Below are 15,596 nucleotides of genomic sequence, written 5' to 3' on the forward strand. Positions count from 1 at the left end.
CATCCGCTCCCCTGGAGGACCGATGAACGAGGCCCATCCGCAGAACCAGGCATCCGCGTCCGACGGCCGCCCGGCCGCGGGCTCCCCCGCCGACGAGCCCGGCCCCAGCCGCCGTTCGGTCCTGTGGACCGCGGGCGCCGCGGGCGCCGGCCTCGGCCTCGGCGGGCTCACGGCGGGCCAGGCCGCAGCCGCCTCCCCCGCGCACGTTCCCGCCGCGGCGCCGGCTGCGGCGGCCCCGGCGCCCCGGGGAAGAACCATGATCGGGGTGCCGTTCGAGCCGCGCAGCACCGTACGCGTCGGCATCATCGGGCTGGGCAACCGCGGCGGCAGCATGATCGATCTCTTTCTGGCGGTCCCCGGCGTCCGCGTCGTCGCGGTCTGCGACCCGGTGAAGGAGAAGACCGCGCAGGCGGCGAAGAAGGTCACCGACGCCGGACAGCCGGCGCCCGCCGTCTACGCCAACGGCGAGGAGGACTTCGTCCACCTCTGCGCCCGCAGCGACATCGACTTCGTCTACGCGGCCACCCCTTGGGACCGCCACTTCGACATGGCCGCGACCGCGCTCCGCCACGGCAAACACGTCGGTGTGGAGTGCCCGCTCGCCCTCCGCCTCGACCAGCTGTGGGAACTGGTCGACCTCTCCGAACGCACCCGCAGACACTGCTTCCAGATGGAGAACTGCTGTTACGGCAGGAACGAGATGCGGGTGCTGCGCATGGCACACGCCGGACTCTTCGGCGATCTGCTGCACGGCGCCGGTGCCTACAACCACGATCTGCGCGGCCTGATGTTCGACCCGGAGTACTACGAGGGGCCCTGGCGCCGCCTGTGGCACACCCGCCTCCGCGGCGACCTCTACCCCAACCACGGCTTCGGCCCCGTCGCCAACTACATGGACGTCAACCGCGGCGACCGCGCGGTCCGCATCGCCAGCTTCGGTACCCCCTCACTGGGCCTGGCCGCCTACCGCAAGGAACACATGCCGCCCGGCGACCCGAGCTGGAAGGAGTCGTACATCGAGAGCGACCGGACGATCAGCCTCGTGCAGACCGCCAAGGGCCGCGTCATCCGCCTCGAACACGACGTCTCCACGCCGCACCCCTACAGCCGGATCAACAGCCTCGGCGGCACCAAGGGCGTCTTCGAGGACTACCCGGAGCGCATCTACCTCGAGCCCGACCACAGCAACGACGAGTGGGGCGACTTCGGGAAGTACGCGGAGTGGGACCACTGGCTGTGGAAGGAACACGCCAACCCGCCGGGCGGCCACGGCGGCATGGACTACATGCTGGTCTTCCGCATGATGCAGTGCATGCGGCTCGGCCTCGTACCGGACTTCGACGTGTACGACGCGGCCACCTGGACCGCGCCCGTCCCGCTGAGCGACGCCTCCATCAAGGCGGGCGGCACACCGCAGGAGATCCCCGACTTCACCCGCGGCCACTGGAAGAAGGCCCGGCCGGGGATGGACTCGGAGAAGCCCGCGGAGTAACCGCCGGCGGCGGGCCCGGGCCACTGCGCCCGGGCCCGGGCGTCACCCTTCGAGATGGGCCCGGTCCCCCATCACCACGACCGGACGGCGCGCCGGGTCGAGGGCGCGGAGCAGACCGGCCATGCCCTCCTTGGCGATGCTGACGCAGCCCGAGGTGCCGCTGCCGTGGTCGAGATGGAGCCATATCCCGCCGCCCTTGGCCTGCCCCTCGGGCCGCTCCGGGTCCAGCGGCGACCGGCCGGGTACGCGGTTGTAGTTCACGGCGACGACGTAGTCGAAGTCGTGCCGGGTGTTCTTCGACCAGTACGTGGGCGGGGTGAACGCCGCCGTGTGCGTGTACGGGAGCCGGGCCCCGGGATCGGCGAGCACCCCGCCCGCGTCGGTCAGCGTGAACACGCCGACGGGGCTGCGCTTGTCGCCCTCGTGATGGTTCGTCGTCCAGCCGTGGCGCCCGTTGTGCGCCGCCCAACTCCCCTTCTCCTCCCAGCCGTCGGCGCCCTTGTCGTACAGGACGAGCGTGGCGTCGGGAGAGTCGGCGCCCCGGCCGTAGACGGCGACGACCTGGCGCGAGGCGGCCGGGATACGGGCGCGCAGCGCCGGACCGATGCCGGGGACCTGCGTGCGCGGAGCGGCGCGGGCGGCGTCGCTCCCGCCATCCGTACGGTGCCCGCCGTGGGCCCGGGCACCGGCGTGGTCGTCGCCCTGCCCATCGCTCCGACCGGCGGAGCCGCAGCCCACCAGCAGCACCAGCCCCGCCGCGGCCACCGCCACGGCTCGCCTCACACCACCCGCATGTCGCATGTCCCCATGCTCCCACCCGCCACCGACAACGCCTCAGCCGCGGTCCGTGCGCCCGCCGGTCACGGTCCGTCGGCCGGTCCGCAGCGGCCCGGACCGGCCCGCACCGCGGAAAAACCGTTTGAAATCAACCGGCCGCCACGCCAGCCTGCCTGAACGTGTCCGCGACGCCGCGTCATCCGCCCTGCCCGGCGGGGCCGCGGCGTCCGGTGCGCGCACCCGCACGGTGCCGGCCCGGAGCCGAACCGGCGGCGGGCGCGGGCACCACGGGCACCGCACCGTCCCCCGGACCTCACCCGCCTCCGACGCCGACCATCTCGGGCCCTCCGACCTCCCCTCCCCCTCAGGTCCGCATCCGCCACCGCCACCGACCGTACGAACCGTGTGCACCGCTCCCCGCCCGGTCCGCCCCGCGCTTCCCGGGCCGCACCCGGCCCTGCCGCCCCCGTGCGCCGCACCCGGCGCCCCACCCCGACGTCTCTGGACACCATGCAGATTCGCGACCTTCCCCATGCCGACCCCGGCGTACCCGACGCCCGCAGTGGCGGCGCACTCCTCCGCTGGCTCTACCGCACCCAACTGGGCGGCCAGCTCAAGGCCCTCTTCTGGGGGCTGGTGCACACCGGTGCGCAGGCCACGTTCCCCGTACCCGTCGGCCTCGCCGTCCAGGCGGTCGTCGACCGGTCCGGCTCCCGACTGGCCCTCGCCGGCGGGCTGCTGGCCGTCCTGGGCGCACTCGTCGCGCTCGGCGACACGATGCTGCACCGGGCGGCGGTGACCAACTGGATCACCGCGGTCGCCCGGATGCAGCAGCTCCTCGCCCGCAAGGCCACCGACATGGGCGCCACCCTCACCCGCCGGGTCGCCTCCGGCGAGATCACCACCGTCGGCACCGGCGACCTGGAGAAGATCGGCTGGCTCGTCGAGGGTGTCTCCCGGTTCGGCGCCGCGGCCGTCACCTCGGTCGGCGTCTGCGTCGCCCTGGTCCTCTACCAACCGGCACTCGGCACCGTCGTCGCCGTCGGCGCCCCCGTCCTGGCGTTGGCGGTGCTGCCGCTGCTGCCACACGCGACCCGCCGTGCCGACGCCCAGCGTGAGAAGGCCGGACGCGCCACCGAACTCGCCTCCGACACCGTCGCCGGACTGCGCGTCCTGCGCGGCATCGGCGGCGAGGACCTCTTCCTCGACCGCTACCGCACCGCCTCCCAGGAACAGCGCCGGGCCGCGGTCCGCAGCGCCCGCATGTGGTCGCTGATCTCCGCCGTCCAGGTCGCCCTCCCGGGTCTGCTGCTCGTCGCGGTGGTCTGGTACGGCGTCCATCTCGCCCTCCAGGGCCGGATCGCCGTCGGCGAGCTGGTCACCGTCTACAGCGCCGTCACCTTCCTCCTCTTCCCGCTGCGCCACTTCGAGGAGACGGCCATGGCGTACGCCTTCGCCCGTCCCTCGGCCGACCGCGCCGCCCGGGTGCTGGCCCTGACCCGCACCACCGGCGGAGGCGTCGCCCCGGACAGCCCGCTCACCGGCGATCTGCACGACCCGGTGACCGGACTGACCGCCGCCGCGGGCCGGTTGACCGCCGTGGTCTGCGGCGACCCGGACGCCGCCGGACGGCTCGCCGACCGCCTCGGCGGCCACGCGCCGGACGCCGAACCCCGGCCCACCGACTCCGACGGGCCCGATGCCGCTCCCCCGGACCCGGCCGATGCCCCGCCGTCCGTCCTTCTCGGCGGCACCCCGCTCGACGACGTGCCGCGCGAGACGGCGCGCGCCACCGTCCTCGTCCAGGACAAGGACCCGACATTGCTCTCCGGCACCCTCGGCGACCTCCTCTCCATCCCCGCCTCGGGCCGCGTGGAGCCCGCCGACGCGCTCGCCGCGGCCCAGTGCGGCGATGTGCTGGCCGCACTGGCCCAGGCATCGGCCGACCCGTCCGGCGATCCGGGTACGGCCCGGATCACCGAACGCGGCCGCTCCCTCTCCGGCGGCCAGCGCCAGCGTCTGGCCCTCGCCCGCTCGTTGGTGGCCGACCCCGAGGTCCTCGTCCTCGACGAGCCGACCAGCGCCGTCGACGCACACACCGAGGCGCGGATCGCCGACGGGCTGCGGGCGCTGCGCACCGGCCGGACCACGGTCGTCCTCACCGCCAGCCCGCTGATGCTCGACCGGGCGGACCAGGTGGTCTTCCTCCGCGACGGCGTCCTCGTCGCCGCCGCTCCGCACCGCGAACTGCTCCGTACCTGCCCCGCGTACCGCGCCGTCGTCACCCGCGACACCGCGCCGCCCGACCTCCCCGACGGCGACCGCCCGCAGCCCGCGGGCGCCACCGCCCGTACCGCACCCATCGAGGAGACCGCATGATCGGCCTGGCTCCACCGGAGCACGATCCGGACACCCCGCAGACCGCCACCACCCTGCCGGTCGGCTCCCCGGCGACGGTGCGGTCCTACGTGGCCGGGCTGCTGCGGCGCCACCGCACGGCGTTCGCCGTGCTCATCGGCGTGAACACCACGGCGGTCGTCGCATCGATGGCCGGCCCCTATCTGCTCGGCGGGCTCGTCGAGGACCTTTCCTCCGGCGCCACCTCCCTCCCGCTGGGCACCACCGTCGCGTTCTTCCTCGCCGCGCTGCTGGTGCAGACCGTCTTCGTCCGCATCGTGCGGCTGCGCGGGGCGGTGCTCGGCGAGGAGATGCTGGCGGATCTGCGGGAGGACTTCCTCGTCCGGTCGGTGGCGCTGCCGCCGGGTGTCCTGGAGAAGGCGGGCACCGGCGATCTGCTGTCCCGGATCACCACGGACATCGACCGGCTGTCCGAGGCCATGCGAGAGGCCGTACCGCAGCTGGCCATCGGGGTGGTCTGGATCGCCCTGCTGCTGGGCGGGCTGGTGGTCACCGCGCCGCCGCTCGCCGTGTCCGTCGTCATCGCGCTCCCGCTGCTGATCATCGGCTGCCGCTGGTACTACGCCCGCGCCCCGCGCGCCTACCGTTCCGAGGCCGCCGGGTACGCCGCGGTGGCCGCCGCCCTCACCGAGACCGTCGACGCGGGCCGCACCGTCGAGGCGCACCGCCTGGGCCGGCGGCGGGTGGCCTTCTCCGAGCAGCGGGTGCACGAATGGACCCGCTGGGAGCGGTACACGCTCTATCTGCGGTCGGTCTTCTTCCCGGTGATCAACGTGACGTATGTGCTGCTCCACGGCACGGTGCTGATCCTCGGCGGCGTCTTCGTCCTGCGGGGCTGGATCACCCCCGGGCAGCTGACGACCGGTGCGCTGCTGGCGCAGATGATGACCGAGCCGGTCGACATGGTGCTGCGCTGGTACGACGAGTTGCAGGTGGCGCAGGTCTCCATCGCTCGGCTCGTCGGCGTCCGGGAGATCGAACCGGACGCCACCGACGCGGCGCTCACCCCGGACGGCCGGGACGTCCACGCCGACGGGGTGCGCTTCGGCTACCGGCCGGGCGTGGATGTGCTGCACGAGGTGTCGCTGCGGGTACGGCCCGGCAGCAGGCTCGCGCTGGTGGGTCCGTCCGGGGCCGGGAAGTCGACACTCGGCCGACTGCTGGCCGGGATCTACGGGCCCCGGACCGGGTCGGTGACGCTGGGCGGCGCGGAGCTGTCCGCCATGCCTGCCGAACGGGTTCGCTCGCATGTGGCGCTGGTCAACCAGGAACACCATGTCTTCGTCGGCTCGCTCCGCGACAATCTGCGGCTGGCCCGCGCCGGCGCGGCCGAGGACGAGCTGTGGGCGTCGCTGGCCGCGGTCGACGCCGAGGGCTGGGCGCGGTCGCTGCCGGACGGTCTGGACACCGAGGTCGGCTCCGGCGGTCATGCGCTGACCCCGGCACAGGCACAGCAGATCGCGCTGGCCCGGCTGGTGCTGGCCGATCCGCACACGCTCGTCCTCGACGAGGCGACCTCGCTGCTCGACCCGCGGGCGGCCCGCAGCCTGGAGCGGTCGCTCGGGCAGGTCCTGGACGGCCGTACGGTCGTGGCCATCGCCCACCGGCTGCACACCGCGCACGACGCGGATCTGATCGCGGTGGTCGAGGCCGGCCGGATCAGCGAACTGGGCAGCCATCAGGAGCTGGTCGCCGCCGACGGTGCGTACGCGGCGCTGTGGCGTTCCTGGCACGGCTGAGACGGGGGCGCGCCAGGCCGCACGGCCGGGGCGCTTCCGTACGTGGCGGCCGGGCACCCGCACGGCGGGCGTCGGCCCGGCCGCCACGGCGCCCCGGCCGGTCGCGGCGACGGCGGTCGGCCCGGGCGCAGCGGCGGGCCGCGCCGCCCGGGCCGGGCTGCGGGTCAGACGTAGCCGAGCGCTCCCAGGGCGCCGATGCCGCCGAGGAGCATGAACGCGGGCATGAGGATCTTCAGCTCCACCCAGCTTCCGGCGCGGAACCGCATGGCCTGCGGCGGCCCCACCGGGAACCACCGCTTGCGGCCTATCGGGATCGGCCACAGGACCGGGCAGCCCGAGACCGTCAGGGCGTCGCCGATGTCGTGCACCAGCGCACCGAGGACGATCGGCAGACCAAGCCAGAGGTACTCCTGGCCCGGTTCGGTGAAGAGCCAGCCGGCGCCGTTGCCCGGCTGGTCGAGGATGCCCACCAGGATCCACGCCATGGTGGCGCCCAGGAGCCACACCAGGATGTCGCTGGAGACCCGGGCCGCGCGCCACAGCAGCCCCTCGATGGCCAGCACCATGTGGACGAAGAGGATGCCCAGCACCGCCCACCGCCCGCCCTCGACGGCGAGGAGCGACATACCGCCGCCGACGAGAACCGCCCAGAGCCAGGTGTGGGTGAGCGTGCGGTGGCCGCCGGAACGGTTCGAGTCGCCGCGCATCTTCGTCGCCTTGTACACGGCGTGCGAAAGCTTGTCGACCACGTCGCAGACCATCCGCGACAGCGGCCCGAAGGAACGGGAGATGGTCGCGGACTTGTGGTCCAGGTCGGGGGCGAGCGCCGCCCCGGCGGAGATCAGAGCTCCGCAGACGAGCACGGGCCAGGGCATCGGATACCCGGCGCCTGCGGCCGCCGCACCCACCCCCAGCCAGGCCGCGGCCCCGGACAGCGAATGCGCCGGTCCCATCATGGTCGTTCCCCACCCCTTGAATTCCGGTGTCCGGTCTCTGTGACGCCTGGTCGGCCACACAGCGTAACGCCAGATGATCTCCATATGAGCGGCCGGTTCCCGGATACGGGCCGGGGCCAGGCAGTATGGGGGCGTGACCCTCATCGATCATTTGCCGAACGACGCCGACCCCGATGCCCTCTTCGAAGCCTTTTCGAGCTGGGCCGAGCAGCAGGGCATCGCGCTCTACCCTGCCCAGGAGGAGGCGCTGATCGAAGTGGTCTCGGGCGCGAACCTCATCCTGTCGACCCCGACCGGCTCCGGTAAGAGCCTGGTGGCGGCCGGTGCCCACTTCACCGCGCTCGCCAACGACCAGGTCACCTTCTACACCGCGCCGATCAAGGCGCTGGTGTCGGAGAAGTTCTTCGACCTGTGCAAGCTGTTCGGCACCGAGAACGTCGGCATGCTCACGGGCGACGCGTCCGTGAACGCGGACGCCCCGGTGATCTGCTGCACCGCCGAGGTGCTCGCCTCCATCGCCCTGCGGGACGGCAAGGACGCCGACATCGGCCAGGTCGTGATGGACGAGTTCCACTTCTACGCGGAGCCGGACCGCGGCTGGGCCTGGCAGATTCCGCTGCTGGAGCTGCCGCAGGCGCAGTTCATCCTGATGTCCGCGACGCTCGGTGACATGTCGCGGTTCGAGGAGGACCTGACGCGGCGCACCGGCAAGCCGACGTCGGTGGTGCGGTCCGCGACCCGGCCCGTTCCGCTGTCGTACGAGTACCGGGCGACGCCGATGACGGAGACGCTGACCGAACTGCTGGAGACCCACCAGTCGCCGGTCTACATCGTGCACTTCACCCAGGCCGCCGCCGTGGAGCGGGCGCAGGCGCTGATGAGCATCAACATGTGCACGCGCGCCGAGAAGGACGAGATCGCCAAGCTCATCGGGAACTTCCGGTTCACCACGAAGTTCGGGCGGAACCTGTCGCGTTACGTGCGGCACGGCATCGGCGTGCACCACGCGGGGATGTTGCCCAAGTACCGGCGGCTCGTCGAGAAGCTGGCGCAGGCCGGTCTGCTGAAGGTGATCTGCGGGACGGACACGCTCGGCGTCGGCGTCAACGTGCCGATCCGTACGGTGCTGTTCACCGCGCTGACCAAGTACGACGGCACCCGGGTGCGGACGCTGCGGGCCCGGGAGTTCCACCAGATCGCGGGGCGGGCCGGCCGGGCCGGTTTCGACACCGCGGGCTTCGTCGTGGCGCAGGCCCCCGATCACGTCGTCGAGAACGAGAAGGCGCTGGCGAAGGCGGGCGACGATCCGAAGAAGCGGCGCAAGGTGGTGCGGAAGAAGGCGCCCGAGGGGTTCGTCAACTGGGGCGAGAACACCTTCGAGAAGCTGATCGCCTCCGACCCCGAGCCGCTGACCTCGCGTTTCCGGGTGACACACACGATGCTGCTGTCCGTGATCGCCCGGCCGGGCAACGCGTTCGAGGCGATGCGCCGGCTGCTGGAGGACAACCACGAGCCGCGCCGCAATCAGCTGCGGCACATCCGCCGGGCCATCGCGATCTACCGTTCGCTGCTGGACGGCGGCATCGTCGAGCAGCTGGAGGAGCCGGACGCAGAGGGCCGCATCGTGCGGCTGACCGTCGACCTCCAGCAGGACTTCGCGCTGAACCAGCCGCTGTCGACGTTCGCGCTCGCGGCGTTCGACCTGCTGGACCCGGAGTCGCCGTCGTACGCGCTGGACATGGTGTCGGTCGTGGAGTCCACGCTGGACGACCCGCGGCAGATCCTCGCGGCCCAGCAGAACAAGGCGCGCGGCGAGGCGGTCGCGCAGATGAAGGCCGACGGCGTCGAGTACGAGGACCGCATGGAGCGGCTCATGGACGTCGAGTACCCCAAGCCGCTGGCGGATCTGCTCTTCCATGCGTACGGGTTGTACCGCCACAGCCACCCGTGGGTCGGTGACCACCCGCTGTCGCCGAAGTCGGTCATCCGCGACATGTACGAACGTGCCATGACCTTCACGGAGTTCACTTCGTTCTACGAGCTGGCGCGTACCGAGGGCATCGTGCTGCGGTACCTGGCGAGCGCGTACAAGGCGCTGGACCACACGGTCCCCGACGATCTCAAGTCCGAGGATTTCGAGGACATCATCGCCTGGCTGGGCGAGATGGTGCGGCAGGTCGACTCCAGCCTGCTGGACGAGTGGGAGCAGCTGGCCAACCCGGAGACGGAGACGGCGGAGGAGGCCGCGGAGCGCGCGGATCAGGTCCGGCCGGTCACGGCGAACGCACGGGCGTTCCGGGTGCTGGTCCGCAACGCGATGTTCCGGCGGGTGGAGCTCGCGGCGCTGGACAAGGTCGAGGAGCTGGGCGAGCTGGACGCAGACTCCGGCTGGGACGTCGATGCCTGGGGCGACGCGATGGACGCCTACTGGGACGAGTACGAAGAGCTGGGAACGGGCCCGGACGCGCGTGGTCCCAAACTGCTGCAGATCGAGGAGGATGCGGAGCACGGTCTGTGGCGGGTACGGCAGACCTTCGCCGACCCGAACGGCGACCATGACTGGGGCATCTCCGCCGAGGTCGATCTGGCCGCCTCCGACGAGGAGGGGCGCGCGGTGGTGCGGGTGACGGAGGTGGGGCAGCTGTGAACGCAAGGTGGCAGGCCGTGGCGGAGAGCTGCCGGCCATGACGAATCCGGCGGAGAAGCTGGTCGATCTGCTCGACCTGGAGCAGATCGAGGTGAACATCTTCCGCGGCCGGAGCCCGCAGGAGTCCCTCCAGCGGGTCTTCGGCGGGCAGGTCGCGGGCCAGGCGTTGGTGGCGGCGGGGCGGACCGTGGCGGGCGACCGGCCGGTCCACTCCCTCCATGCGTACTTTCTGCGCCCGGGCCGCCCCGGGGTGCCGATCGTGTACGAGGTCGAGCGGGTGCGTGACGGGCGTTCCTTCACCACCCGCCGGGTCGTCGCCGTCCAGCAGGGACGCACGATCTTCAATCTGACCGCCTCCTTTCACAAGCCGGAACCCGGCTTCACCCATCAGTCGCCGATCCGTCAGGTGCCCGGGCCGGAGAATCTGCCGACGATCGCGGAGGAGGCCCGCGCGCATCTGGGCGCGGTGCCCGAGGCCCTGGAGCGCATGGCCCGCCGTCAGCCCTTCGACATCCGGTATGTCGACCGGCTGCGGTGGACGCCGGAGCAGCTCGAGGGCGCCGAGCCGCGCAGCGCGGTATGGATGCGCGCGGTCGGGCCGCTCGGTGACGATCCGCTGGTGCACACCTGCGCGCTGACCTACGCCAGCGACATGACGCTGCTGGACGCGGTCCGCCTGCCCGTCGAGCCGCTGTGGGGGCCACGCGGCTTCGATCTCGCCTCTCTCGATCACGCCATGTGGTTTCACAGGCCGTTCCGCGCCGACGAGTGGTTCCTGTACGACCAGGAGTCCCCCATCGCGACGGGCGGCCGGGGCCTGGCCCGCGGCTCGATCTACGACCGGGAGGGCAGGCTGCTGGTCTCCGTCGTCCAGGAGGGCCTCTTCCGGCCGGTGTGAGAGGCCGACGGTCCGCGTCGGCCGGGCCCGGCCGGTGCCGTGGGGCGTCGGCGGCGGGGCACGGCGGACGGTCCGTTGGTGACGCTCCGCGGGCGGTGTGGTGCCTCGTCGCGGGCCCGTTCGACGGCTCGGTTGAGGTTGACGCGGTACCACAGCACCTCGTCGAACGCGTCGGCGACCAGGACGCTTTCGTAGGCCTCGCGGGCGGCCGGGGTGGCGGTGATCACGGAGGCGAAGTGGGGCTTGAGGTCGCGGAGCACGGCCCGTTCCGCCGTGTCGGGGACGACGGAGGCGAATTCCTCCGGAGGCAGCACCGCAGCGAGTACCGCGGCCGCTTCCCAGGCGTCGGCCGCTTGTCCCATGAGCTGGGCGACGCGTCGGCCACGCCACTGGCGGGCGCGCCAGTCCTGGCCCTCTTCGAGCATCGTCCGTACCGCCGCCGGGGTGTTGGAGTGCAGCAGCTCGGGTGCGCGGTCGGCGAAGACGGCGACCTCCGAGGCGAGGTAGAGCCAGACGAGGGCACCGTAGCGGTTGACGTAGAACCGGACCGGGGTGAAGCAGCCTGATTTGGTCAGGCGCAGGAAGCGGCCGGGGCCGATGCCCATGAGAGCGGCGGCTTCCGTGGTGCCGACGGTGCGGATCCGCTCCCGGAAGGCGTCCGGGTAGTCCGGCCCGGACCGCAGTCGGTGGATCTCTCCGACGGGGACTCGGCGCCGGAGGTGCGCGGCGGCGGGCCGCGGAGCATCCCCCGCCGGGACCGTGCGGACCGCGCCGAGCTGGATGGCCAGCTCCAGCTCCCCCGTCCTCAGCTCCAGTTCATGGGCAGCCCGGCTCATCGTGAGCGTCTGCTGTCCGTCGTGCATGACTGTCATGGGAATCCCCCGCAATCCAGTTGGTCACTGACAGTCACGACTGTAGCGGGGGTGTGTGACAGCCGGTCAACTCCGCTCTCGACCCTGTGGATAACTCTGCGGTTTGCGGGCCGCGACGCCGAGATGTTCGCCGACGCGGTTGACGAGCAGCGTCATCTCGTACGCGATCTGCCCCATGTCGGCGTTGTGGCCCGCCAGTACGCACAGGCAGCTGCCGTCCCCGGCGGCGGTCACGAAGAGGACCACGTCGTCGAATTCGACCATCGTCTGCCGCACCCGGCCGGCGCGGAAGTGGTGCCCGGAGCCCTTCGCGAGGCTGTGCAGGCCCGAGGCGACCGCGGCCAGATGTTCCGCGTCCTGCCGTGCGAGGCCCTGGCTCACGCCCGTGACCAGGCCGTCGTTGGAGAGAACCAGCGCGTGCCGCACCTTCTCCACACGCTGCGTCAGATCATCCAGCAGCCAGTCGAGCCCGCTGGTCAGTGCCATGCTGCTTCCTCCCCGTGTCCCCGTCCCCACCTGTGGCGCGGACGGCAGCCGGTACATGACTGCTGTGCCAGCGTGGCCCACCTCCGGCGTCTCGGCAAGCGGCCCTGCGGCGCGCCCTGCGCAGCACGATCGCTGCGGATGGGGAGTATGTGCCCATGGCACGAAAAATGGCGAAAGAAGAGTGGCTGAAGTTCCTCTCCGAGGGAACCCGCACCGGCAAGTTGTCGACCGTACAGGCTGATGGCCGCCCCCATGTGGCTCCGGTCTGGTTCGTCGTGGACGGCGACGAGTTGGTGTTCAACACCGGCAAGGAGACCGTCAAGGGCCGCAATCTGCTGCGGGACGGCAAGGTGGCGCTGTGCGTGGACGACGAGCGGCCGCCGTTCTCGTTCGTCGTCGTCCAGGGCACCGCCGAGATCGGTGAGGACGTGCCGGACGTCCGGCACTGGGCCACCCGCATCGCGGCGCGCTACATGGGTGAGGAGCGGGCCGAGGAGTTCGGGGCGCGCAACGGAGTCCCCGGCGAACTGGTGGTCCGGGTCCGTGTCGACAAGGTGATCGCCATGGCCGACCTCGCGGCATGAACCCGGGGCGGCGTCCGGTCTCGGGCCGCGTCGCCCTGGAAGGCGCGGCGCGCGGCACACTGGGGCCACGACACCGGTGCGGTGGCGGCCCGCCCGTCCACCGCGCCTTCCGCCCCGGCGCCGCCCTCCCCGGGCGACCGCCGTCCTGCCCCGGAGGAACCCGATGGCCGACGGAGAGATCCGACACCCGCAGAAGGTACGGGAGTTCTTCGGTCCGCGTGCGGCCCACTGGGAGGCTCGCTTCCCGGACGACGGACCGGCCTACGCCGCCGGGGTCGCCGCACTGGACCTGCGGCCCGGGGAGCGGGTCCTGGACGCGGGCTGCGGCACGGGCCGGGCACTGCCCGCACTCCGGGCGGCGGTGGGGGCGCGCGGAACCGTCCTGGGCGCCGACCTCACCCCGGAGATGCTGGGCGCCGCCGTACGGGCCGGGCGAGACGCGTCGGCTTCGCTGCTGCTGGCGGACGCGTCCCGCCTTCCCGTCGGCGACGCGGCGCTCGACGCCGTCTTCGCCGCGGGGCTGATCTCGCATGTTCCGGACCCTGCGGACAGCCTCTCCGAGTGGGCCAGGGCGGTCCGTTCCGGGGGACGGCTGGTGCTGTTCCATCCGGTCGGCCGGGCCGCACTCGCCGCCCGGAAGGGCCGGGCGCTCACCCCGGACGACCTGCGGGCGGAGCCTAACCTGCGGCCCCTGCTGGCCGCCGCGGGCTGGGAGTTGGTGCGGTACGCGGACGAGGAGAACCGCTATCTGGCGGTGGCCGTGCGCAGAGGTGAGCGCTAGGGAGCGTCGCCCGGGGCGGCTGCCTCTGGGGCAGTCGACGGACTCGGGCCTTCCGTATGCGGCACCGGGCAGGCACCGGCGCAGCGCCCCGGGAAGGTGCCGAGGTCGGCGACGCGGAAGCCGTGGGGGTAGCCCTTGATCTCGGGGTTCTGCCGGGCGTAGTGCGGGTGCCGGCGCGGCGGCATCAGCCGTACCGCGCGGGCGCGCAGCCGCAGGGCGGTACGCACCACCGTACGGACGGCCGGATGCGGCGGCCTGTACCGGAAGGCGGTGATCAGGGAGTCGTCCAGGAGGGCCATGCTCGCGCCGCGCACCACCGGGGCAAGCGGGCCGTACCAGCCCGCCATGAGGTCCAAGGTGGCATCCGAAACCCGCCGGGCGCCCTCGTCCCAGCCGAAGTGGGCCGCCTCGTAGCTGTCGAGGCAGTGGGCGAACTCCTCGTACGTACGCGGGATGTCGGTGATGCCCATGTGACGGCCGAGAGTGGCGTAATACGTCGCCATGGCGCGGGTCTCGTGGTCACTCAGCCGGCGCCAGCCGTACTGGTCGATCCAGCGTTTCGGCACCACGACGAAGGTGCACAGGACGTAGCGCATGCCGTCGTCGCTGATGTCGTAGCTGCGGTGCATCTGGTTGATGCGGCGGATCGCGGTGCGGCCGTTCGATTGCCGTCGAAGCCGTGCTCGACGGCGGCGCCCAGGAGGAGCGCGGTGTCGTCGTAGCGTTTCTGGGTGCGGTCGGTGAGTTCGGCGGTCTCGGCCAGCAGGCGGCCGATACTGGGCACCGCATAGGTGCGGTAGAGGGCCAGTTCGAGGGCCCGGGTCATGTCCCAGGGGAATTCGTGGGTCGCGGTGATGCGGTAGATCCGCAGGAAGTCGCGGTCCGGATCGAGTCGCCGGATTTCCTTCAGCCAGTCGTAGCGCTGCACCTGGTACGCCCCGGCCGTTCGGTTGGAAGGCTTCGACTGTAGGCGCCTGGGAGCGCGTCCCGGCCATACGCCGGACAGCGTGGCCGGAAGATGCCGTGGCGCGGTCCGGCCCCCGGACGGCGGGCGGTGGCGCCCGCTTCTGGTGACAAGGCCGTACCGAGCCATTTAAGGTGCGCCGACGATGTCGGACGGACCGGATGGGGTGGCGTGCGTGGCGACGAGCGAGGGCGCCGGCGACGACGAGTTGTTCGTGCTGACGGCGGTGTTGTTGACGCCCGCGCAGTTCCCGAGCGTGCTGGGCGACGACTATCCCGAGGTGTGCGCGGGCCTCGGCCTCGAACCGTACGCCGAGGGGTACGGCCTGGTCCTCGGGCAGGACGCCCGGGGCGCCCGGTGGACGGTGGCCACCGAGGACGTGTCCCTGGTGGCGTGTGCCGTCGCCGCCTGGGACTGCGGTATGGAGTACGACCTCTCCCCCGGGGAGGACAGCGTCGTCGCCGCGCTGCCCGGCTGGCCGCTGGCGCTGGCAGTGGCCGCGCCCGGGATACCCGAGCCGCACGATCCGGCCCCCGAGGAGGGCGGCCGGCCGCCGCTGACCCCGCCGGACGCCTCCGCGTGGGGCCCGGCGCAGCGGCGGCTGGGTGCCGACGAGATCGCGATGCAGTGGGCGGTGTGGCGGGAACAGGCCGCCGGCGAGGTGACATTCGTGGCGCCCGGCACGCAGCCGCACGGCGGTGTCCGGCGGGTTCTGGACGAGGCGCGCGGCTATGTGACGCAGCCTCCGCCGCCGGGGCGGGTCCGGTCGTCGTTCGCCGCGGGCGAGGCGCGCACCCTGCGGGTGGACGGCCCGGGGTGGAGCATGGTGGCCCGCACCGACGACATCGCGTTCGTGCTGCTGGACGAGGAGCCGGGCGAGGTGCACCCCGTGGGACGTGGCCCGGAACTCCCCGCGCTGCTGGCGTCGTTGGACGCGCTCGCGGCGCGCCCCGTCTGAGGGTGGTCCGGGCGTCGCCGGGTG

General features: G+C 72.5%; 12 protein-coding genes and 1 pseudogene. 8 read left to right on the forward strand and 5 right to left on the reverse strand.

What is annotated here, in order from left to right; genetic code table 11:
* The first annotated feature begins 22 nt into the window (after positions 1–22).
* On the forward strand, positions 23–1,492 hold the full coding sequence (locus tag ACF1BH_RS13030) for a Gfo/Idh/MocA family protein (RefSeq protein WP_391642521.1): 1,470 nt from the start codon (positions 23–25) through the stop codon (positions 1,490–1,492).
* Positions 1,493–1,534: 42 nt separating this feature from the next.
* On the opposite strand, the gene ACF1BH_RS13035 is transcribed toward ACF1BH_RS13030, so the two are convergent.
* Positions 1,535–2,275: a L,D-transpeptidase family protein gene (locus ACF1BH_RS13035; RefSeq protein WP_391642522.1), complete on the reverse strand. Its 741-nt coding sequence runs from the start codon at positions 2,273–2,275 to the stop codon at positions 1,535–1,537.
* A gap of 504 nt (positions 2,276–2,779) precedes the next feature.
* Between ACF1BH_RS13035 and ACF1BH_RS13040 the strand changes: the two genes are divergently transcribed.
* Positions 2,780–4,648 carry an ABC transporter transmembrane domain-containing protein gene (locus ACF1BH_RS13040; protein WP_391642523.1) on the forward strand — a complete coding sequence of 623 codons (1,869 nt, stop codon included), beginning with the start codon at positions 2,780–2,782 and terminating at the stop codon, positions 4,646–4,648.
* Positions 4,645–6,426 carry an ABC transporter ATP-binding protein gene (locus ACF1BH_RS13045; RefSeq protein WP_391642524.1) on the forward strand — a complete coding sequence of 594 codons (1,782 nt, stop codon included), beginning with the start codon at positions 4,645–4,647 and terminating at the stop codon, positions 6,424–6,426. The genes ACF1BH_RS13040 and ACF1BH_RS13045 overlap by 4 nt, the downstream gene beginning before the upstream one ends.
* 164 nt (positions 6,427–6,590) lie before the next feature.
* Here the strand turns inward: ACF1BH_RS13045 and ACF1BH_RS13050 are convergent, their stop codons facing one another.
* Positions 6,591–7,382, reverse strand: a complete 792-nt coding sequence (locus tag ACF1BH_RS13050) for a metal-dependent hydrolase (RefSeq protein WP_391642525.1) — start codon at positions 7,380–7,382, stop codon at positions 6,591–6,593.
* A gap of 133 nt (positions 7,383–7,515) precedes the next feature.
* Between ACF1BH_RS13050 and ACF1BH_RS13055 the strand changes: the two genes are divergently transcribed.
* Both ACF1BH_RS13055 and ACF1BH_RS13060 read left to right on the forward strand, forming a co-directional pair.
* Positions 7,516–10,029, forward strand: a complete 2,514-nt coding sequence (locus tag ACF1BH_RS13055) for a DEAD/DEAH box helicase (protein ID WP_391642526.1) — start codon at positions 7,516–7,518, stop codon at positions 10,027–10,029.
* 37 nt (positions 10,030–10,066) lie between these two features.
* Complete coding sequence (locus tag ACF1BH_RS13060) at positions 10,067–10,927, forward strand: acyl-CoA thioesterase (protein ID WP_391642527.1); 861 nt, start codon at positions 10,067–10,069, stop codon at positions 10,925–10,927.
* Here the strand turns inward: ACF1BH_RS13060 and ACF1BH_RS13065 are convergent.
* Positions 10,864–11,799 carry a DUF6397 family protein gene (locus tag ACF1BH_RS13065; RefSeq protein ID WP_391642528.1) on the reverse strand — a complete coding sequence of 312 codons (936 nt, stop codon included), beginning with the start codon at positions 11,797–11,799 and terminating at the stop codon, positions 10,864–10,866. The genes ACF1BH_RS13060 and ACF1BH_RS13065 overlap by 64 nt on opposite strands.
* 66 nt (positions 11,800–11,865) lie before the next feature.
* Positions 11,866–12,285 (reverse strand): roadblock/LC7 domain-containing protein, encoded by a 420-nt coding sequence (locus tag ACF1BH_RS13070; RefSeq protein ID WP_391642529.1) that lies wholly within the window; start codon positions 12,283–12,285, stop codon positions 11,866–11,868.
* A gap of 155 nt (positions 12,286–12,440) precedes the next feature.
* Between ACF1BH_RS13070 and ACF1BH_RS13075 the strand changes: the two genes are divergently transcribed.
* Positions 12,441–12,869 carry a PPOX class F420-dependent oxidoreductase gene (locus ACF1BH_RS13075; RefSeq protein ID WP_391642530.1) on the forward strand — a complete coding sequence of 143 codons (429 nt, stop codon included), beginning with the start codon at positions 12,441–12,443 and terminating at the stop codon, positions 12,867–12,869.
* A gap of 163 nt (positions 12,870–13,032) precedes the next feature.
* Positions 13,033–13,650: a class I SAM-dependent methyltransferase gene (locus tag ACF1BH_RS13080; protein WP_391642531.1), complete on the forward strand. Its 618-nt coding sequence runs from the start codon at positions 13,033–13,035 to the stop codon at positions 13,648–13,650.
* On the opposite strand, the pseudogene ACF1BH_RS13085 reads toward ACF1BH_RS13080, so the two are convergent.
* Positions 13,647–14,578: pseudogene (locus ACF1BH_RS13085) on the reverse strand (oxygenase MpaB family protein). The gene ACF1BH_RS13080 and the pseudogene ACF1BH_RS13085 sit on opposite strands and share 4 nt — an antisense overlap.
* Positions 14,579–14,759: 181 nt before the next feature.
* Here ACF1BH_RS13085 and ACF1BH_RS13090 point away from each other — a divergent pair.
* Complete coding sequence (locus ACF1BH_RS13090; protein ID WP_391642532.1) at positions 14,760–15,572, forward strand: hypothetical protein; 813 nt, start codon at positions 14,760–14,762, stop codon at positions 15,570–15,572.
* The last annotated feature ends 24 nt before the right edge of the window (positions 15,573–15,596 follow it).

It is taken from the genome of Streptomyces sp. NPDC014733 (genome assembly GCF_043083385.1).
GTDB lineage: Bacteria > Actinomycetota > Actinomycetes > Streptomycetales > Streptomycetaceae > Streptomyces.